The following is a 17,998-nucleotide window of genomic DNA, read 5'->3' as shown; positions in this document are numbered from 1 at the left end:
GTATGCTGAAGCAGGCAATGAATATAATGACTAATGTGATTGAAATCAATAGTCCGGTAAAAAATTGGGAGAAAGATGAGCTGGGAGTCAATCAGGCACTGGAACACTTTATTTTGCTATTTTTGTTTTTCATGGAACAAAGACAACAATTCAAGTTCGATACCGGCGTGCGTGATGCCATTACCTGGGACTGTGATGGTATAAAAATAGGACATGCTGTTTCAACAGCTACGGTGTTGGGCAGTTTCCCGGCAAGCAGCCAGGCAGATGTGGTACGTTTGCATTTCGGAATGAAAGGCAACTACAGCTTTACCTATCAGCAGCTAAATAAAACCTATCATCTTATTGGAGGGCATCACAATATCATGTACTCCCATCCCTTTGATATGGTGGTAGAGAACAGAACCCTGGTGCTGGAAACTTTTGGCATCCAGTTCCCAAAGGAACAGTTCATAAAATATACCGCCAATGCCGATGATACCTTAAAGCGGTTTTGCGAAAGTATCATGAAAGGAGAGAGCGTAATGCTTTCTGAAAACTGGGGCGCGATAGATAGCAATATGGAGCAGGTAATAGCACAGGTGTTGCATTGCAGGTACAGCGGGGAGCTTAAAAAATTATTCCTGTTATCTAAAAGTATAGAGTTGCTGGTGCTCTCTGCCGACTCCTGTATAGCTGCGGCCGGCAAAAAGGACGTGTTTATCAAACAGGCTGCGGATAAGGAAAAACTGATTGCTGTCAGGGATATCATCAATGAACGTATTCATTGCCCGCCTAACCTCTCTGAAATAGCCAGAACAGTTGGATTAAACGAGTATAAACTGAAACGTGGATTTAAGGAAGTGTTCAATAATACCGTATTTGGCTACCTGACAGACCAGCGCCTGCATCTGGCACATCAATACCTGCGGGATACCAATAAAACAGCAGCCGAAATTGCACTGGATATGGGCTATGCCACACCACAGCATTTTAATAACGCTTTTAAAAAGAAATTTGGCATTACTCCTTTTTTGGTTAGAAATAATCCGTAAGATGCAATCCTTTCCCGGGTAAACAACCTAATTTGCATACTACAAAAATAAAATCAACGAAGGATGAGCACACCATTAAACGTAGTAAGCCGTATCACTATTAATGCACCCGCTGCTAAAGTCTGGGATGCACTGGTCAACCCGGAGCAAACAAAGAAGTATATGTTCGGTTGCGAAACGGTTTCTGACTGGAAAGAAGGCAGTTCTTTGTTATGGAAAGGTGTTTTTGAAGGCAAGGAATTAGTAGCTGTAAAAGGTGACATCGTAAAGATAGTGCCTGAAAAATTACTGATATACACCACCATCGATCCCAATTCCAATATTAATGATGTCTCCGAAAATTATCTGCACGTTACTTATGATCTGCAGGCAGTGAATGGAGAAACCGTGCTCACTGTTACCCAGGGCGATTTTGCAACCGTGGCAGAAGGAGAAAGGAGATATAAAGAAACCTTTAATAATGGAGAAGGCTGGAATCCTATATTGGAACAGATAAAGAAAATAACAGAAGAAAAATAATTACGGATCATTGTTGCTCGGATAAACTATCCGCAAAAATTACTGAATATCCATCAACAAAAGCATATACTGTACCTAAGGCACAGTATATGCTTTTTCCATTCTATAGAATTACAATCCATACATTTCATTGTGCATCCATTTACAACAAATTGGCAAATGGAACTATTGAAACCAGCTCATAAATTTTATCCAATGCCGGGTCATTTAATATTATACTTTCAAAGTCGTTATCCGATAAAACATGTAACAGTATACAAATTGAATTTCCTGTTAAAGCCATGCCATATCTTAGTACCCTATTGTTTTTGTTTAACGCTCTGTAATAGTTCAAATGCATCTTCAGATACATATCCGGATTTTCTAACACACAGGGTATTATTCTTTTTAAAAGAATCATTACTTCGTGTTCTTCTGCGTATCTGACATGCGTTTCCATTTAGTTATATTTTAATACTATCCACTGCTTTTACAGACGGGACATTTAAACCTTCAGCCATTATAAAAGTAATATCCGTCATGCCCAACATGCCAGGAACTGCCCGCACTATCATGAGTATGTCCTATTTCAGTATTTTTCATATTTAGCATTGATGCCACGATATGTCTAATTTTTAACGGCTTTTCCGAGTTCATATATGCCTTACCTGACGAATTTTCAGACAGGTCATCTTTATTCCAGATATCAATGCCTGTTGCCTTTCCACCAGTTAACTTTTTGGCAGCTCCTATCATTAATAAACCTAAGCCAGTCCCTACATCCAACACCCGCTCATCACCGGTCCAATGGACAAGATTCAGCATCCGGTCCCTATGATTGAATTTGCCCTTTTTAGCATATAAAAGCATGAGTAAGCCCTCTGCCAGGCATATAAAGCCTCCTGCCAGGACAATTGAAAAGGCAACCTTCTCAATTCTTGCAATGATTATAGCAATACCAAAAAAGAGGAAGGAAAAAAGAAATAAGTTTCTGACAAATTTGGGTCCGTCTATTCCATAATTAATGTGCATCATCATCTGTTTTTTTGATCGTTTTCTTTCAGCAAAAGTATTTTGAAAGAAAAGATCAAACATTGACAAATGATAAAAAATTTATCCTTTCTTCTTAAGTCGACTTAATGACTCCTGAGTTATACCCAGGAAGGAGGCAACGTGCTTGTTAGATAGTCGCAATACGACTTGTGGCATTCGCTCCAATAAATTCTCATATCTTTCTTTCGCAGTCATGCTAATCATAGTTTCAATTCGCCATGTGGCAATGACCTGTGCTTGTTCTAAAGATTGCCGATAAAGTTTAGAAAAAATAGCATTGGTATCTACAAGTTGATAGAAATCAGCTTGTCTGATTCTTAATAATTCTGAGTCCTCTAATGCCTGAACACATTCTGCAGATGGGGCTTGTGTTATAAAACTTGCGAAAGCACTTACAAATTTATTTTCAAAAGCTATATAGCGTGTTTTTTCTTCTCCTTTTCCGTCTATAAAATACGTTCTTAAGCAACCATTACAGATAAAATACGCATATTGGCAAACCTCACCAGAAGTAAGAAGCAGACAGTTTTTCTTAACATTTACACGCTTAAATTTTGACAAAAGCAAAGTTTCTTCCGCCGGGAAAGAATATTGATCCACTAAGAATCGTGTTAAGAAATCTAAATTATTTTGCATGGACTATTATTAGTCAGTAATTTTTAAACATACGATCACGCAAACGATGAACCGCCGTATACGAAATCGTACGTGTGGTGGCTAGAGGGAACAGCATAGGAATTAACCACATGCCTCCTACTCAATCAATTCTTACTGCATAAATATATCCATCGGTACTTCCAAAATAAACAATACCGTTTTTTACAACAGGTGAAGATAGAATCGAGCCCAGATTAAGGATTTTTCGCTCACTGTCTTTTGTAGTTACATCATCATCATAGAGCTTAAAATCTTTCCTGAAATGACCATCTGCAGTATATACAGCAGCATAATTCTTTTTGCTGTCCTCTGTTTGAAAACACCATTTGATTTCTCCTGAATTTTGTCCAAAGCCATAGAGGCATCCGTTGTGGCAACCTGCAAATATGAGGGTATCATAGGCTGTAGGCGTATCATAAACGCGCATTGGCAGCGCTGTCTTCCATCGAACTTTGCCATACTCACTGCCAAGCGCATAAAAAGCATGAGTATCTGATGTGCCAAAGAATAGATTGCCATTCTTTTCAAAAGGAGTAGCAATAATCCAGCTTCCTCTTTCTTTCATATTCCATAGCCCGGTTCCTGTTTTTTTATTAAGGGCGTATATGTTATAATCCCTGCTGCCAAAATAAAGCGCGTCGTTAGTTACAAGTGCCGCTTTTTGTATTTCCCCTTTAGGGAAAAAGCGGTCACCTATTGTTTTAAATTTCCAAATTAAATGACCATTACCTGCCTCCAGCGCATAAAAAGATCCATCAAAACTACCGATGTACAAAGTGTCTTTATCGATCACAGGATCGGCATGTACGATCCCGTTTGTTTGAAATCGCCAACTTTCTTTTCCATCTGCAGCATTGAGGCAATAAATGCTGCCATCTCCACTACCCATAAATATTTTCCCATTGCTATATAGAGGAGATGACCGATAATAGTCCCATAAATCATATTCTTTTTCACCATTGGTGCTAAATTTCCATAAGATGTTACCCTTCAGCGCATCTATTGCATAGATATTTCCATTTTCACAGCCTATAAAAATTTTACCATCTCCCGCACCTGCCGAAGATTTTATTGCCTTCCCAAGATTGGCCTTCCACAATAATTTGCCATCTTCTAAAGCATTACAATAGACATAACCGTCTGTACTTCCATAATAGATCTGTTGGCCGAGGATGAGCAGGGATGCAACTACTTTATCCCCGGTTTTGTATTTCCAGACCTGTTTCCCTGTTTTAGGCTGTGCCTTTAAATGCATGCTAGCAACAAGCAACATGGATAAGAAAAAGATGTGTTGTTTCATAATTTTAACTGGTATAGGAGTTTTTATTTGTTGTAAATTAAACATTATCCTGTGTTCAATATGCATCCTGAGTTATTACCGTGGCTGTTGCTGGGTAACACAATGGATCATTCCTCCATTGGCAAAAAGGTTACGGCAGTCAATTCCAACCACTTTTTTACCAGGATATAGCTGTTGAATGATATTTATGGCAACCGCATCATTGGGGTCATTATACTTTGGTACCAGCACACTGTTGTTGGCGATATAATAGTTGATATAGGAAGCTTTACCCAAATTTTTTCCGTAGGTGGTTATTACATCATTTTGAGTGAGTGGTACTTTTACAAATTTGTAGGCAACAGATTCATTATTGGTAGCAGCATATAATTTATTGATATCATCCTGTGGTACCTGCCAATAAGTCAAATCATCGTTGTTCAATGTTATGATCGTTGAAGCATTGGCAAATCTTGCAAATCCATCAATGTGCATATCCGTTATATCCAGTCCTGCCTTTCCTTCCAGCCAGATAAACTTCTTAATGCCCAGATATCTGGTGAATATTTCTTCTGCCTGCTGTTGTGTCATACCTGGATTCCGGTTCTCATTTAAAACAGAACTTTTGCAAGCCATCAAAACACCTTTCCCATCAATTTCAACACTGCCCCCTTCATTTACCATGACAGCATTGAGGTCGATTTTTTGTATTTGCTGATCAGCGGCAATTTTTGTAGGTACAGCATTGCAGTTATCGTAAGCTGCTTTCCGTCCCCAGCCATTGAATCCCCAATCTTCAATAAATAGTTGGCCATTCTTATCTTTTACATAGATAGGCCCGTTATCCCTTACCCATACATCATCAGTGGGGTAGATTTTGAAATCTATATTCGATAATGGCACGTCTTCTTTTTCCAGCAAAGCGATTATCCGTTCTTGCTCAGTTTGGTCGTAGGCAATGATATGAACTTTTTCGCCTTGTATCAATTCCCTGGTCATGGTAATCCAGGTTGCATCCAGTCGATTGCGGAAAGTTTTACCATATTGATATTGGTGTGGCCATTGAAGCCAGGTTCCCTCGTGCGGGCCGGATTCTTCGGGCATTGTATAAACGATAGTAGTATCAGCAGGCGCCGGGTTATTAGTTGATATCTCTTTAGTGCATGATAATAGCAGAGTAGGCAAAAGCAGCAGTAAATTTTCCATTTTATGCATGATTAAATAAGTATGTTGTATTTGTAATACAGCAAAACTAGATGAATAGCCAGGAGCAATGTTGTCCAAAATTGACAATCTTATTTAAGTGGTAACAGAATGCTTGTCACCTGATCTTCTTTAGAATCGGTATTGTCAGCGTGTTTTAAGTACCTTTCAATTATTGGTGTATGGGCAAATTCCAGTTCTGATTCCAGTATCCAGCCTGAATAGATGCTTTTATAGGTTTCTTCTATAGTTTCATATTTACCAGCGTGAATAAATTCAATGTACCTGCCACCCAGTATCATTTTTGAAGGCAGTTTTTTACGCTTTGCCTGTGCAGAGGAGCAGGCATCGTATCTGCAATTCAGTTCTTCTTTTATTAATGGCTCATCTGCTATCACGCCAAAATATGCAGTTCCGGTATCCGGGAATTCATTTTGCATAAACCGGCTCCATAATAATTCAATCTGTTCATTCTCATAAGGTATAAAGGCGCTTTCATAGTAAACCTCCATAGGTTGAAGGTATATTATTTCCGGTTTCAATACCATAACGGATTCAACAGGAATGATATCGGCCTTGTTGAATAGTAGCTTTTTGTTTGATTTTGCTTCTTTGGGCGAGCAGTTGAAGTATTGTTTAAAGGCTTTGGAGAATGATGCCAGATTTGCAAACCCGACTTTAAGGGCAATGGAAGTAATACTTTCTTTAGTATAAAGAATCAGTTTATATGCATTCTCAACTCTCAGTCTTTTCTGATAAGCGCCAATAGTTTCGCCACATGTATATCTGAAAATCCGCTGAATATTCCTGTAAGAGTAATTTGAAACCTCTTCCAGTTCCTTTATTGAAATACACTGATCATAGTTATTCTCAATAAAGTTGAGTATGTTATAAACGCAATACAGATTCGCTGAGCTGTTTCCGTTCATTTCAACCGGTTTTAACGATATAAATTAGCTGAAATAATTGCAACAGTCAAAAAAATACCGTTTCCCAGTTTGTTGCACCTGGAGGCAACTCATTAAAACGACAAAACCCGCTACTAGAGCGGGTTTTGTAAAGTAGTGCCCAGAACTGGATTCGAACCAGCACACCCTTGCGAGCGCTGCGACCTGAACACAGTGCGTCTACCAATTTCGCCATCTGGGCAACTGATATTGTGTCAGGGGTGCAAAGATAAGCAGCCATTTCATTTTTCCAAAAAAATGAAACACTTTTTTGAGAACTAACGGAAATGGCTATACTAATAATTATAAATAAAGCCGAAAGAGGTGATACTAAAAGGAAGTCCGCCTCTGGCTACGAGGTATAAATCATGCACGCCTTCTGCATGCCGGAGGTTGCCGGTTAACTTTAACGCATAAGTGCTGTCTCCTGTATACGGGATACTAAGGGTGCCGATAATTTTCCCTTTAGGCTTGTCTATACGAAATTCGAGCCGCGCATTGCTCTTCTGATGTTCACAGGCTACTTCTACCCTGAAACCAATTTCACCCAAACTTAAATTTACCTGGTTAAAGCTGAGGTAACTCCCCTCCTTCATCTGAAACGATGTTTCGCGATTTCCCTTTTTTGCCGGTGGCGCAGCCGTCTGTCCCATGACAGACAATTGCATGAAAGCAAAAAACAAAAATAGCGTAAGCCTCATAAGGATAGGATAGGTTAGGTTTTTAGCCTCTCATGCAGAAATGGTATACCCCATTCCCGGTGAAAAATTAATGATAAATTTTATAAAATTAAGGAATTACGTAATATTATAGCAAAATAATAACTTATCTCCTTAAAAAGACGCGCTTTATAAAAAATAGTACACTCGTACCAGTGAGTACCATCAAGAAAAAAATACCCGGCACCCAAAGGTGTATAATCAATACAGGAACCCATACAGCTTAAATTGTTGAAACCATGCAATCAATTAAACTCATCATCGGGAGCGTTACCATTTTGCTCTTATTATCTCCGCACACTACTTCCGCCCTCGGTAAAAAAGATAAATACCAGAAAGGCTATTACCTGGATACCGCCCATCATCAGATAAACGGCTTCATTTCCGTTGACGATGCTGACTGCCTGTCGTTTCTCTTCAAAAAATAACTGGGCGATAAGGAAACTTCACGCAAAGACACAAAGGAAAAAAGGCGCAAAGAGTATTTCTTTGTGCCTTTTTTCCTTTGTGTCTTTGCGTGAAACACATACGCTTAAATACCGGCCAAACGCGCGTATATCTCCATCATACCCGCCTGTCTGAGTAACTCTTTCGCCGGACGTTTCCCCAACATATTATTGCTTTTATCACGGTCGTGCTCCCACACGTTATCTGCATATACTTTCATGGCAGCTACGTACTTTTTATTATTATCTGCTTTATATAAAGCTTCGTAACCACGCAGCAGCACAGCATTGAACCAGTACGACGATAAAAAACGACCATTCCGGTAAAACCGCTGATAGCTGGCTTCAGCAATGTGTTGCGCTTCTTTCAGGTACTGCGCATTACGGGTAATAGCTTTAGCTCAGTAAATTAAAAGATACAAACACAATGGTGATGCTCACACATACCAATGCCACCAGGAAAGTGTAATCTGCAGCAGCTTCCAGTTTCTCACCCAACTTCTCCTGCGTGGTGCGCATAGACAAAAACGACAACAAACAACTGGCCATCAGCAGCATAGCTGCAACACCGGTACAATCATCAATAATAGTGGCATTGTTAAACCGCGCTACTTTAATGGAGGTCAGGACGATTAAACAAAACCCCAATAAATTGGTGGAGGTGTTTAGAATATGCGGCGACTTTGAATCATTCGACATAGCTGTATGTTAATTCGTATTAACAAATATTAGGTATGCATTTTACATTCCTATTACCAATACTTTTACGAAAGAAGCGAATTTTTAAGATTCTGTTTACATGAGCAATAAATTTTGTTTATACTTTAACAGTATAATCCATTTTTATGAAAACACTAACGATCCTAGCGTTACTTAGCTGTCCGGTGCTGATGCACGCACAAAGCGGGGAATACGAGTTAAATGGCAAAATAAGCAAAGAAAAAGCCCCCGTTAAAATATACCTCACCAGGATTGTAAACGAGGAAATACTGGTAGATTCAGTCACGTTACAAAATGGTATATTCCAGTTTAAGGGCAATGTGGGAGGCCCTTCCTATTCCATGTTATTGATGGACCACAAAGGCGAAGGGGTGGATAAGCTGCTACAGGACCCGAACACCGACAAAAAGATGTTATACCTTGAAAAAGGTACTATCAAATTAGTGGCGCAGGATATCATAAGCCAGGCCCGGATTACGGGCTCCCATATTAATAAGATGGATGAACAGTACAGGGAATTCCTGAAGCCCGCCGATAAACCCATTGCACAGATCAATGAAGATTATAACAAGGCCCCTGAAGAATTAAAAAATGATAAAACCTTCCAGAACTCCCTGAATCAGCGTTACCTGCTCGCCTTATCGGCAAGAAAAACTTTGCAACAAAAATATATCATTGATAATCCCGAATCTTTTTTGAGCCTCGTAGCCCTGAAGGAAATAGCCGGCGACATTATAAATGTTCCTCAAATTGATCCTTTGTTCCAGATTCTTTCTGAAGAAGTGCGTAATAGCCCCGATGGCAAAACGTTTGCAGCGGCCATCGAAAAAGAACGCAGTCTATGCGTTGGCGCCACTGCACCCGACTTTGTACAACTTGACGTGGATGGTAAACCGGTGAAAGTATCTGATTTCAAAGGAAAATATGTGCTGCTGGATTTCTGGGCTTCCTGGTGCCCCCCCTGCAGACGTGAACACAAAAATGTGGTAAGGGCTTACAGAACTTTCAAGGATAAAAACTTTACTGTATTGAGTATCGCCCTGGACGAACCCGGCAGTAAAGAGAAATGGCAGGAAGCGATTATAGCCGACAGCCTTACCTGGACCAATGTAGCAGATCTCAGCTCCCCGGTCAATGAAGCCGCTAAGGCATACAATATAAAGGGCATTCCACAGAATTTCCTGATAGATCCAACCGGTATGATCATCGCTAAAAGTTTGCGGGGTTCAGCACTGGATCAGCAACTGGCGGAGCTATTAAACCCGAAGGATGAGTAAAAAATTCTACATTTGTCCATCTTAATTATAAATATAGTTTATTATAAATATATTCAGCATGGACAAACAGCCCCTTTTCTGGGCCGCTAATTTGAAATTATTACGGACGCGAAAGAAGATATCTCAACAACATTTGTCAAATATACTGGGACTCAACAGGAATAAAATTACCGCGCAGGAAAGCGGCAAAACAAAAAATCCCAGGATGGAAGACCTGGTGCTCATCTCCTCTTTTTTTCAGATAGATATAGATATCCTGGCAAAAAGTGATCTGTCAACAATTCCCGTAGAACAGCTGGAAGCTCTCGAAGCAGGAAATAAAACAGACCTAACGGGCAAACATATACGTATTTTACCCATTACCGTTGATAACAGCAACGAGGAAAATATGGAATATGTACCGGCAAAAGCCAAAGCCGGCTACCGTAGCGGCTTCAGCGATCCCGGTTTTATTGCTGCCCTGCCTAAGTTTACCCTCCCGGAACTGCCCAGAGGCAAAACCATCCGCATGTTTCCTATCTCCGGCGACTCTATGGAACCTATTCCCGATGGCAGCCATATCATTGCACAATACCTGCAGGACTGGTCGCATTTGAAAAACAACACCGCGTGTATCCTCGTACTCAAAGGCGGGGAAGAAGAGATTGTCTTCAAAGTAGTAGGCAACAGGATTAAGCAGGACGGCACCCTGACGCTACATTCACTCAATACGGTCTACCATACTACTACTATACATATAGAAGAAGTACTTGAAATATGGACCTTCATTGGCTACATGAGCAAACAGTTACCGGAACCAGCCCTGGCTGCCGGCTAATAATGCTGGATACCGGTTTTGTTTTGAAGGAATTGTGCTTCCAGGGGCATTTCTATCCCGGGATCTTTTTTGATTTGCGGATCAAAAGGGATCTCCCCGGGCATATCGTTATACCATTGTGCTTTCTCCTGTTCGTTATCTATGGAATGAGTGCCCTAAAAAATTCGTTTAGGCGTTACCGTAAAAGTGGTTTCTGCGTAAGCAATTCACTTCATAAGAGCTTACAGGAAAATTCACGTCATATTTATCTAATGCTCCCAAAATCACGTCTTTAGCTAATAAACTATTTACCGGTAATTCCTTCAGCCTATAAACAGTGTTTTGCTATTCAATCTACGATAAGGGGTTTGTAGCAGGACGAAATCCCGTTGTAAGTTGCCCTTTAAAAACAAAGCCTTGCTTTTCCTGTGAAAAACCATACGGATTTGAGTAATATTTGCGGTCATATTTTTGGGAAAAGATGATCACCTATTATTTTTATAAAATACTGGTTTACAATATATTAAATCATCTTACTAAAAGTAAATTCTATATTCAAAACAAAATTTGAGTAATACATTTTAATTATTTACCCAACTGCGCTCAGACAACTGTTAGTTGAAATACCTTGTTTATTCTCACCCGTAAAAAGAAAAATAATTTTCAGAAAAACTGTAACATTTTAATCCTTCCCGTATCTAAAAGAAAAATAAAAACAACCTCATGAAAAAATCATTCTTCTTATTTATCCTGATAGCGCTCACCGCATTGTATTATAATGTATTTGCACAAAGTACATCCCCTTCTTTTAAAGTAGATATTAAAGGAGATGGCAAACAGGCGTTGATCTTAATACCCGGATTTGCCTGTTCCGGAGATGTATGGGAAGAAACCGTACAACATTATCAGCATAATTATAAATGCTATATCTTAACGATGGCCGGATTTGCAGGCACGCCGGCACAAACATCGCCGGATCTGCAAAAATGGGTAGCAGATATAGCTGCCTATATCCGGCAAAATAAAATTGATACGCCTGTCATCATGGGGCACAGCATGGGCGGGGGTATGGCTTTAATACTGGCCGCCACTCATCCGGAGCTGATATCCAAAATTGTAGTAGTGGATGCACTGCCCTGTCTTATGACAATGTACAATCCTGCCTTCAAGGCACAGGAACACCTGGATTGCAGTGCCATGATCAACAGTATGACACAAATGAATGATGCACAATTTTACCAGATACAAAAAATGGTCATTCCTCAACTATTGGCCGACACTGCCCACCTGGAGCAGGTAGTACAATGGGGTGTAAAATCTGACAGAAAAACTTTTGCCGACATGCGCTGCCAGTATGGCAATACAGATATGCGCAATACAATTACGACTATTAAGTGTCCTGCACTTATCCTGCTGGAGCCCTCTTTCGCTAGTGTCAAACCTGCCGTTGAAGCACAGTTTAAAAATCTCCTCACCGCCAATATGCAATATGCGACCAAAGGTTTACACTTTATTATGTATGATGATAAAGAATGGTACTTTCAGCAAACAGATAATTTCTTAAAGTAATCGCCGGATGTTTTTTGAACAGATCTATCAAATATACTGGGACAAAGTGTATCGGCTGTGTATGGGTTATGTGAATGATCATGAATGGGCCAAAGACATCGCACAGGATACCTTTGTTACCGTTTGGCAACAATTGCCAAACTTCAGAAATGAATCGGCCATAGGTACATGGATTTTCAGAATAGCTTGTAATAACTGCCTCCGGCAGATAGAAAAAAACAGCCGTTTTGTAAAAAAAGAGTTCCCCATACAGCTGGAAGATACGCCTGTAATGTATCCTGATGAAGAAGTGAAACTTCTTTACAAATGCATAGCTGCATTAAATGAAACCGACAGGCTCATTATCTCCCTGGAACTGGAAGATGTTAAACAGGCCGAAATAGCGGGGATACTGGGCATCTCCGAATCCAATGTACGGGTGAAAATTCACCGCATCAAATATAAATTGACACAGAAATTCAAATCGTATGTGCCCGGAAACTAATTTTAAAGATATCTGGAACCGGCAGCCAACAGCTACCGCACCTGCTGCCAGCGAAATTATTTCAAAGGCCAACCAGCTTAAACGAAAAATCAACAACAAAACGTTGTTCAGCATACTGTTACTTACCGCCACCATGGTCCTTATTCTGCTGATAGTCTACTACGCAAAGCCACAAATGCCTACCACCATTATAGGCACCGCCCTCGTTTGCGCAGCCATCCTGCTATTTATTTTTGTTTCAGGCAGCCTGGTACACTTTCTCTTTACCCATAATGAAGAGAACAGGACGATAAAACAACAACTGACGCAGTTATTACAGTTACGAACCAGGCAAGCTTTTATTCAAAAGAAAATATTAACGCTTTACTTTATTCTTTTGTCTGCCGGCATCTTTCTGTATATGATTGAATATACCTTGCGAATGAGTACCTCCGGAAAAATCGCAGCTTACGGTATTACTGCCGGCTGGTTTGCTCTCAACTGGTTTTATTTCCGGCCACGTACTATCCGCAAACAACAAGCACGACTAAACGAAGTGATTGATCAGTTGCAGAAAATTAATCAACAGCTGGAGCCGGAGTGAAAGATGATTAATGAGAGATGATAACTGCGTATAAATAAAAACAGCTTCCCGGACCTTCAGGAAGCTGTTTTTGTTTATTATGAACCTTCTTTTATTTTTAAAGATCTACTATGGTAAATACAATCTGCTTATAACTATCTGCTTCATACAGCACCCCGATTTTTTCCTTGTCCACTTTCACAATGTCCGAATAGGCTGCATAACCGGGAACCGACTTGCCGCTATTGGCCACTACATATGATTTAGGCCATGTTTTGCCTTCGTCATAGCTGATACGCAATGTGAGGTTATCGCGGGTAGCGGTATCTGCTGCATTACAAAAGGCCAGCACAGCTTTCTTCTTTTTCCAGCCAATAGTCAGGATGCTGCCTTCACATACGGGATCCGGTAACTGATGATCCACATATGTTTTGCTCCAGGTAGCGCCGCCGTCGTTGCTGATACCTATCAAGCGGGCTTTTACATCATGACGCTCGTTACGCGAGTTGATCATCAGCTTTCCATCGGACAGCTCCGCAGCGGTAGATTCATTGGAACCCGGCATAGGCAGGCTTTGTCCGAGATGAAAAGTTTTACCGTGATCATCTGTATAATAACCATGTGCGCAATAATCCCCAGCAGCCTTTTGGGGCGTTCCTTCAGAATGATTGGCGGCTACATACATACGTCCCCTGTACTTACCGGTACTGAACTGCATCGCATGCCCGGGTGTATTGGCATAGGCTCTCCAGTCTCCCTTAAAATTATAAGCCGGATTAACAGCCGGCTGGTTGAGCCGATGTACCTCCGTGGTGATGTTCACTGCATCGGACCAGGTAATACCTCCATCGGCAGATGTGATGTACCATACCTCGCGGTAGCCTTGGCCTTTGCGCAGATCTCCTTCATGAGCGTTGCCGGTATTATAAAAAAGAAAGATCCTGCCACCTGGAAAAGCCGGATCGCTAAGATCCACCACTGGCGCAGGGTTACCAGCTTGTTTGTTATCATAGTCGACCACCTGTGTAAGTGCCGACCATGTTTTACCACCATCTTTACTGTGTTTCATCACAATATTAATATCACCGAAATCATCCGAGTCGTGCACCCTCCCTTCTGCAAAAGCAAGGAGCTGTCCGCCAGGCAAACTGATCACCGCCGGAATCCGGTAGCTGGCGTGGCCTTCCGTGCCGGATACAAATACAGGCACCTTTTGTATCTGTGCAAATACAGTGGTGCATAATAATAGTAATAACCCTGTCAATAATTTGTTCCTGTTCATATCTTATCGTTTGATATTATTTCCCGCGGAAAGAATTCAGCGAAGATTGTCTGAACTGTGATTATTATGATTAGGGGGATTATCCTGATGAGCGAAGATCTTAGCGGATATTGTCTGAACCAGGATTTAACAGATTTAAAAGATTACCCTGATGGGTGCCGGAGATCTAAGCATAGATATTCACGTATATCTTTCACATAAAACAACATAACATCCATCAGGGTAATCTTTTAAATCTGTTAAATCCTGGTTCAGACAATATCCGCTAAGATCTTCGCTCATCAGGATAATCACAAAAATCATAAAAATCACAGTTCAGACAATCTTCGCTCATCAGGATAAATTCCTACTTATAATTCTCTCTGAATGTCTCTAACCCCTTCTGCATTTTCACTTTCAGGGATTCACCAGCCGGACCGTCACCAGGTTTGGCCACGTGAAAAAGTGCCAGGATATTATCTTCTTTTAATTCACGGCTACCTTTTTCGCTTTCTGATATTTGTACTACAGCGCCATCAAACTCAAGACCAATATAATAATCGTAGAATACACCTTTGATGGCACTCACCGGTGCGGTTAATTTATACAGCATAAAACTCTTCTCTACCGGATAACGGAAGGTAACAGATAATATGCCTTCGGGACTGATGCTAAAAGGTTTTTCTATGACTGCACTGGCTTCCGTCTGATAAGATAATTGAGGTGGAAAGGCTGTTGCTGCGTCGTTGAGTATTTTGGTTAATTGTATCGCTGCTTTGGCTCTTGTGCCGGCATTACCGGATTGCTGTGCAGTGGCAGTAAATAAAGATACTGTGAGCAGCACAGTAAAAATAAAGTAAAGATGTTTCATAGGTTTCCGGTTTATTGAATCAGGATAAGCATAGTTATATCGAACCGAAATATAGTCAAATATTTAATGTGTTTAATACCGCTTATACAAAATCATGCGCAGAACAGTTACCTACGTTAAGGTTACCATCGCTTTGATCACGCCTGCTTCAGGTTGCAGCAATCCGGGAAATGCATCTTTCAGCTCATCAAAAGCAATGTGATGGGTAATATATGCAGCGGGATTTATTAACCCGTTTTTCATGGCAGCGATCACCTGCTCAAAATCCGCGCGGGTAGCGTTACGGCTGCTCATCAATGTAGCTTCCCGCTTGTGAAATTCGGGATGGGAAAATACAATGTCCTCTTTCTGTAATCCTATAAGTACATAACGGCCGCCATGTGCGAGGTAGTGAAAACTATTATTGATGGCGTTTAAATTTCCGGTAGCATCAATAATTACCGTAGGCATGTCACCGTTAGTAATGTGCGATATTCTTTTCAATACATCAGCTGTGGATGTAGCATGAATGAGGTGTAAGATATCCAGTTTTTCTTTGCAGCAATACAGTCGTTGTACATTCACATCCATTGCTATCACCTGTGCCCCCGCGATACGCGCAAACTCCATTGCAGCCAGTCCAATAGGCCCTGCTCCCACTACCAGTACAAACTCACCGGGCTTTACTGCGGCGCGTTGAATGCCATGTGCTCCTATCGCCAATGGTTCTATCAGGGCCAGCTCATCATAGCTTAGGCCGTTGCCATGTACCAGTGCATCGGACGGTACAGATAAATATTCCACCATACCACCATCTATATGTACACCACATACCTGTATTTTTGTACAGCAATTGGACTTACCGCTGCGACAGGCAATACAGGTGCCACAACTGAAATAAGGTATAATAGTAACGGCTTCGCCGGGTACAAAACCAGGTGCATTGTCTGCTACAACAAGATCTCCGGATAATTCATGTCCCAATATCCTGGGGTAATTAAAAAAGGGTTGGGTTCCTTCCCAGGCGTGTAAATCAGTGCCGCAAATTCCTATTCTTTTAATCTTAATAATGGCATGACCCGGAACGATAACCGGCGCATTCATCTCACCATAAGCCAATCGCCCCGGTGTCGTGCACACTAATGATTTCATATTATTTCTTAAAAGTAATTTTATACGTTACCGCATTGGTGGAAGGGTAATTTTGCATCGGCTGAATGATAAGCCCATCAGGCTTTTGCGCCCAACGTACTTTTTCCTCACTACCTACCAGGGAGATCCTCTCAATAGTACCATGACCCGCCTTTAAGGATAAGGCCTGTATTTTTGTATTTGCTGAAGGTACGCCCAAAGCAATCGCATACAAAATTTCTCCTTTGGTAGTAAAGCGTATATCCTGCGCGGTATAGGGCACTTTCTGATCAGCAAAAGATCCGCTGGCCGATTCGGTAGGCCCCTCCCCATATGCCTTCCAGGGGCGGGTGCCGTAAATGGCTTCTCCGTTGACAGAAAGCCATTGGCCCACACCAAGCAATACGGCTGTTTCTTCTGCGGTAATAGTACCATCTGGCTTGGGACCGATGTTGAGTAACAGGTTCCCGTTCTTACTCACAATATCTATGAGATTAGTGATCACATATTGCGCAGATTTGAAAGTGTTGTTATTAATATATCCCCAGGATTGGTTACCAATGGCATCATCTGTTTGCCACGGCAGCTGCCGGATACCACCCAGTTTACCGCGTTCCAGGTCCAGTACCGCAGTACCATCCGGATAAGCAATGTTATTTTTATAATTGATCACCACACCTTTATTCAGCTCCTGTCCTTTGTTATAATAATACGCTGCAAATGATTTGCGGTAAGGCTCCAGTGCCGGCTGCTCTATCCACCAGTCGAACCAAAATAATTGCGGTTGATATTTATCCACCAGCTCCGTACATCTCATTAACCAGTCGTTCATATACTCAGGCGACATGGTTTCATTTTCTTCCCTGGCCGGACCATAAAAATCGGCATACTTCGGATCGTTGACATCACTATCGAATTTACGACCACCATTCATAAACCACCAATGCTCAATGCGGTGAGAGGACAGTCCAAATATAAGCCCCTCCTTGCGGGTGGCAGCTGCCAGCTCTCCTATAATATCCCGTTTAGGGCCCATTTCAGCGGCATTCCATTTGGAGAGCACTGTTTTGTACATAGCAAAACCATCATGATGTTCTGCCACCGGCACCACATACTTTGCACCTGCCTGTTTAAACAAAGCCACCCACTGATCCGCATTAAATTGCTCCGCTTTAAACTGCGGAATAAAATCTTTGTAGCCGGATTTATTCAACGGGCCATAGGTGTCCACCTGGTGCTTGTTTTCCCTGGAACCTTGCTGGTACATATTTCGCGGATACCATTCACTGCCCCAGGCGGGAACCGAGTATACTCCCCAGTGAATAAAGATCCCGAACTTGGCATCCCGGAACCATTCCGGTGTCTGGTATTGCTTCAGTGACGACCAGTTAGCCTGGTATCTTTCCTGGGCAAAGCTGTAATGCCCCCACAGGAGCAGGATACAGCAGATGAGTAATGATAAATACTTTTTCATAGTTGATACGCGTGGAATTGAATCGTAAAACTAGGAAG

21 protein-coding genes and 1 tRNA gene are annotated in these 17,998 nt (G+C 41.3%); 8 read left to right on the top strand and 14 right to left on the bottom strand.

The window, feature by feature from the left end:
- Positions 1-2 precede the first annotated feature (2 nt).
- Complete coding sequence (locus tag CLV51_RS20630) at positions 3-1,034, top strand: helix-turn-helix transcriptional regulator (protein ID WP_158267081.1); 1,032 nt, start codon at positions 3-5, stop codon at positions 1,032-1,034.
- A gap of 63 nt (positions 1,035-1,097) precedes the next feature.
- Positions 1,098-1,553 carry an SRPBCC family protein gene (locus tag CLV51_RS20625; protein ID WP_106529970.1) on the top strand — a complete coding sequence of 152 codons (456 nt, stop codon included), beginning with the start codon at positions 1,098-1,100 and terminating at the stop codon, positions 1,551-1,553.
- A 142-nt stretch (positions 1,554-1,695) separates the two neighbouring features.
- Here the strand turns inward: CLV51_RS20625 and CLV51_RS20620 are convergent, their stop codons facing one another.
- The 8 genes from CLV51_RS20620 to CLV51_RS20585 form a co-directional block, all read right to left on the bottom strand.
- A complete protein-coding gene (locus CLV51_RS20620) occupies positions 1,696-1,992 on the bottom strand; it encodes a hypothetical protein (RefSeq protein WP_106529969.1) in 297 nt (98 codons plus the stop codon).
- A 53-nt stretch (positions 1,993-2,045) separates the two neighbouring features.
- Positions 2,046-2,627 carry a class I SAM-dependent methyltransferase gene (locus CLV51_RS20615; RefSeq protein ID WP_106529968.1) on the bottom strand — a complete coding sequence of 194 codons (582 nt, stop codon included), beginning with the start codon at positions 2,625-2,627 and terminating at the stop codon, positions 2,046-2,048.
- A gap of 18 nt (positions 2,628-2,645) precedes the next feature.
- On the bottom strand, positions 2,646-3,221 hold the full coding sequence (locus CLV51_RS20610; protein WP_106529967.1) for a Crp/Fnr family transcriptional regulator: 576 nt from the start codon (positions 3,219-3,221) through the stop codon (positions 2,646-2,648).
- Positions 3,222-3,342: 121 nt separating this feature from the next.
- Positions 3,343-4,608, bottom strand: a complete 1,266-nt coding sequence (locus CLV51_RS20605) for an outer membrane protein assembly factor BamB family protein (protein ID WP_106529966.1) — start codon at positions 4,606-4,608, stop codon at positions 3,343-3,345.
- Between the two features lie 9 nt (positions 4,609-4,617).
- Entirely contained in the window at positions 4,618-5,727 is a 1,110-nt protein-coding gene (locus CLV51_RS20600; RefSeq protein ID WP_211302067.1) for an agmatine deiminase family protein, read from the bottom strand.
- A gap of 89 nt (positions 5,728-5,816) precedes the next feature.
- A complete protein-coding gene (locus tag CLV51_RS20595) occupies positions 5,817-6,653 on the bottom strand; it encodes an AraC family transcriptional regulator (RefSeq protein WP_106529965.1) in 837 nt (278 codons plus the stop codon).
- A 136-nt stretch (positions 6,654-6,789) separates the two neighbouring features.
- A tRNA-Leu gene (locus CLV51_RS20590) sits at positions 6,790-6,873 on the bottom strand.
- Positions 6,874-6,967: 94 nt separating this feature from the next.
- Positions 6,968-7,372 carry a carbohydrate-binding protein gene (locus CLV51_RS20585; protein WP_106529964.1) on the bottom strand — a complete coding sequence of 135 codons (405 nt, stop codon included), beginning with the start codon at positions 7,370-7,372 and terminating at the stop codon, positions 6,968-6,970.
- 257 nt (positions 7,373-7,629) lie between these two features.
- On the opposite strand from CLV51_RS20585, the gene CLV51_RS20580 reads away from it, so the two are divergent.
- On the top strand, positions 7,630-7,818 hold the full coding sequence (locus CLV51_RS20580; RefSeq protein WP_106529963.1) for a hypothetical protein: 189 nt from the start codon (positions 7,630-7,632) through the stop codon (positions 7,816-7,818).
- Positions 7,819-7,922: 104 nt separating this feature from the next.
- Here CLV51_RS20580 and CLV51_RS29795 read toward each other — a convergent pair whose 3' ends face one another.
- On the bottom strand, positions 7,923-8,057 hold the full coding sequence (locus CLV51_RS29795) for a hypothetical protein (RefSeq protein ID WP_281261532.1): 135 nt from the start codon (positions 8,055-8,057) through the stop codon (positions 7,923-7,925).
- Between the two features lie 175 nt (positions 8,058-8,232).
- The gene (locus tag CLV51_RS20570) at positions 8,233-8,535 is read right to left on the bottom strand and encodes a hypothetical protein (protein ID WP_106529961.1); all 303 of its coding nucleotides are present in this window, start codon (positions 8,533-8,535) and stop codon (positions 8,233-8,235) included.
- Between the two features lie 146 nt (positions 8,536-8,681).
- Here CLV51_RS20570 and CLV51_RS20565 point away from each other — a divergent pair, with 146 nt between their 5' ends.
- The 5 genes from CLV51_RS20565 (at position 8,682) to CLV51_RS20545 (ending at position 13,265) form a co-directional block, all read left to right on the top strand.
- On the top strand, positions 8,682-9,833 hold the full coding sequence (locus tag CLV51_RS20565) for a TlpA disulfide reductase family protein (protein WP_106529960.1): 1,152 nt from the start codon (positions 8,682-8,684) through the stop codon (positions 9,831-9,833).
- A 58-nt stretch (positions 9,834-9,891) separates the two neighbouring features.
- Complete coding sequence (locus tag CLV51_RS20560; protein WP_106529959.1) at positions 9,892-10,650, top strand: XRE family transcriptional regulator; 759 nt, start codon at positions 9,892-9,894, stop codon at positions 10,648-10,650.
- Positions 10,651-11,352: 702 nt separating this feature from the next.
- On the top strand, positions 11,353-12,198 hold the full coding sequence (locus CLV51_RS20555) for an alpha/beta hydrolase (protein ID WP_106529958.1): 846 nt from the start codon (positions 11,353-11,355) through the stop codon (positions 12,196-12,198).
- Positions 12,199-12,205: 7 nt separating this feature from the next.
- Complete coding sequence (locus CLV51_RS20550; RefSeq protein ID WP_106529957.1) at positions 12,206-12,682, top strand: RNA polymerase sigma factor; 477 nt, start codon at positions 12,206-12,208, stop codon at positions 12,680-12,682.
- Entirely contained in the window at positions 12,666-13,265 is a 600-nt protein-coding gene (locus CLV51_RS20545) for a hypothetical protein (RefSeq protein ID WP_106529956.1), read from the top strand. Before CLV51_RS20550 ends, CLV51_RS20545 begins: the two co-directional genes overlap by 17 nt.
- 97 nt (positions 13,266-13,362) lie before the next feature.
- Here the strand turns inward: CLV51_RS20545 and CLV51_RS20540 are convergent, their stop codons facing one another.
- From CLV51_RS20540 to CLV51_RS20525, 4 genes are all read right to left on the bottom strand, one after another.
- Entirely contained in the window at positions 13,363-14,526 is a 1,164-nt protein-coding gene (locus tag CLV51_RS20540; RefSeq protein WP_106529955.1) for a sialidase family protein, read from the bottom strand.
- Between the two features lie 346 nt (positions 14,527-14,872).
- Positions 14,873-15,376, bottom strand: coding sequence for a hypothetical protein (locus CLV51_RS20535; RefSeq protein WP_106529954.1), 504 nt, complete (start codon positions 15,374-15,376; stop codon positions 14,873-14,875).
- Positions 15,377-15,487: 111 nt separating this feature from the next.
- Positions 15,488-16,507 carry a zinc-binding alcohol dehydrogenase family protein gene (locus tag CLV51_RS20530; protein ID WP_106529953.1) on the bottom strand — a complete coding sequence of 340 codons (1,020 nt, stop codon included), beginning with the start codon at positions 16,505-16,507 and terminating at the stop codon, positions 15,488-15,490.
- A 1-nt stretch (position 16,508) separates the two neighbouring features.
- Positions 16,509-17,960, bottom strand: a complete 1,452-nt coding sequence (locus CLV51_RS20525) for an alpha-L-fucosidase (protein WP_106529952.1) — start codon at positions 17,958-17,960, stop codon at positions 16,509-16,511.
- Between the last annotated feature and the right edge of the window lie 38 nt (positions 17,961-17,998).

The organism is Chitinophaga niastensis, from assembly GCF_003014755.1.
Taxonomy (GTDB): domain Bacteria; phylum Bacteroidota; class Bacteroidia; order Chitinophagales; family Chitinophagaceae; genus Chitinophaga; species Chitinophaga niastensis.
The sequence above is the reverse complement of the archived record's forward strand: the minus strand, read 5'-3'. Positions and strand labels throughout refer to the sequence as shown.

Bases quoted from the DNA above. Each gene is read 5' to 3' on its own strand.
- CLV51_RS20630 (WP_158267081.1), top strand. From the start codon at position 3: ATGCTGAAGCAGGCAATGAATATAATGACTAATGTGATTGAAATCAAT.
- CLV51_RS20625 (WP_106529970.1), top strand. From the start codon at position 1,098: ATGAGCACACCATTAAACGTAGTAAGCCGTATCACTATTAATGCACCC.
- CLV51_RS20620 (WP_106529969.1), bottom strand. From the start codon at position 1,992: ATGGAAACGCATGTCAGATACGCAGAAGAACACGAAGTAATGATTCTT.
- CLV51_RS20615 (WP_106529968.1), bottom strand. From the start codon at position 2,627: ATGTTTGATCTTTTCTTTCAAAATACTTTTGCTGAAAGAAAACGATCA.
- CLV51_RS20610 (WP_106529967.1), bottom strand. From the start codon at position 3,221: ATGCAAAATAATTTAGATTTCTTAACACGATTCTTAGTGGATCAATAT.
- CLV51_RS20605 (WP_106529966.1), bottom strand. From the start codon at position 4,608: ATGCATATTGAACACAGGATAATGTTTAATTTACAACAAATAAAAACT.
- CLV51_RS20600 (WP_211302067.1), bottom strand. From the start codon at position 5,727: ATGGAAAATTTACTGCTGCTTTTGCCTACTCTGCTATTATCATGCACT.
- CLV51_RS20595 (WP_106529965.1), bottom strand. From the start codon at position 6,653: ATGAACGGAAACAGCTCAGCGAATCTGTATTGCGTTTATAACATACTC.
- CLV51_RS20585 (WP_106529964.1), bottom strand. From the start codon at position 7,372: ATGAGGCTTACGCTATTTTTGTTTTTTGCTTTCATGCAATTGTCTGTC.
- CLV51_RS20580 (WP_106529963.1), top strand. From the start codon at position 7,630: ATGCAATCAATTAAACTCATCATCGGGAGCGTTACCATTTTGCTCTTA.
- CLV51_RS29795 (WP_281261532.1), bottom strand. From the start codon at position 8,057: ATGAAAGTATATGCAGATAACGTGTGGGAGCACGACCGTGATAAAAGC.
- CLV51_RS20570 (WP_106529961.1), bottom strand. From the start codon at position 8,535: ATGTCGAATGATTCAAAGTCGCCGCATATTCTAAACACCTCCACCAAT.
- CLV51_RS20565 (WP_106529960.1), top strand. From the start codon at position 8,682: ATGAAAACACTAACGATCCTAGCGTTACTTAGCTGTCCGGTGCTGATG.
- CLV51_RS20560 (WP_106529959.1), top strand. From the start codon at position 9,892: ATGGACAAACAGCCCCTTTTCTGGGCCGCTAATTTGAAATTATTACGG.
- CLV51_RS20555 (WP_106529958.1), top strand. From the start codon at position 11,353: ATGAAAAAATCATTCTTCTTATTTATCCTGATAGCGCTCACCGCATTG.
- CLV51_RS20550 (WP_106529957.1), top strand. From the start codon at position 12,206: ATGTTTTTTGAACAGATCTATCAAATATACTGGGACAAAGTGTATCGG.
- CLV51_RS20545 (WP_106529956.1), top strand. From the start codon at position 12,666: ATGTGCCCGGAAACTAATTTTAAAGATATCTGGAACCGGCAGCCAACA.
- CLV51_RS20540 (WP_106529955.1), bottom strand. From the start codon at position 14,526: ATGAACAGGAACAAATTATTGACAGGGTTATTACTATTATTATGCACC.
- CLV51_RS20535 (WP_106529954.1), bottom strand. From the start codon at position 15,376: ATGAAACATCTTTACTTTATTTTTACTGTGCTGCTCACAGTATCTTTA.
- CLV51_RS20530 (WP_106529953.1), bottom strand. From the start codon at position 16,507: ATGAAATCATTAGTGTGCACGACACCGGGGCGATTGGCTTATGGTGAG.
- CLV51_RS20525 (WP_106529952.1), bottom strand. From the start codon at position 17,960: ATGAAAAAGTATTTATCATTACTCATCTGCTGTATCCTGCTCCTGTGG.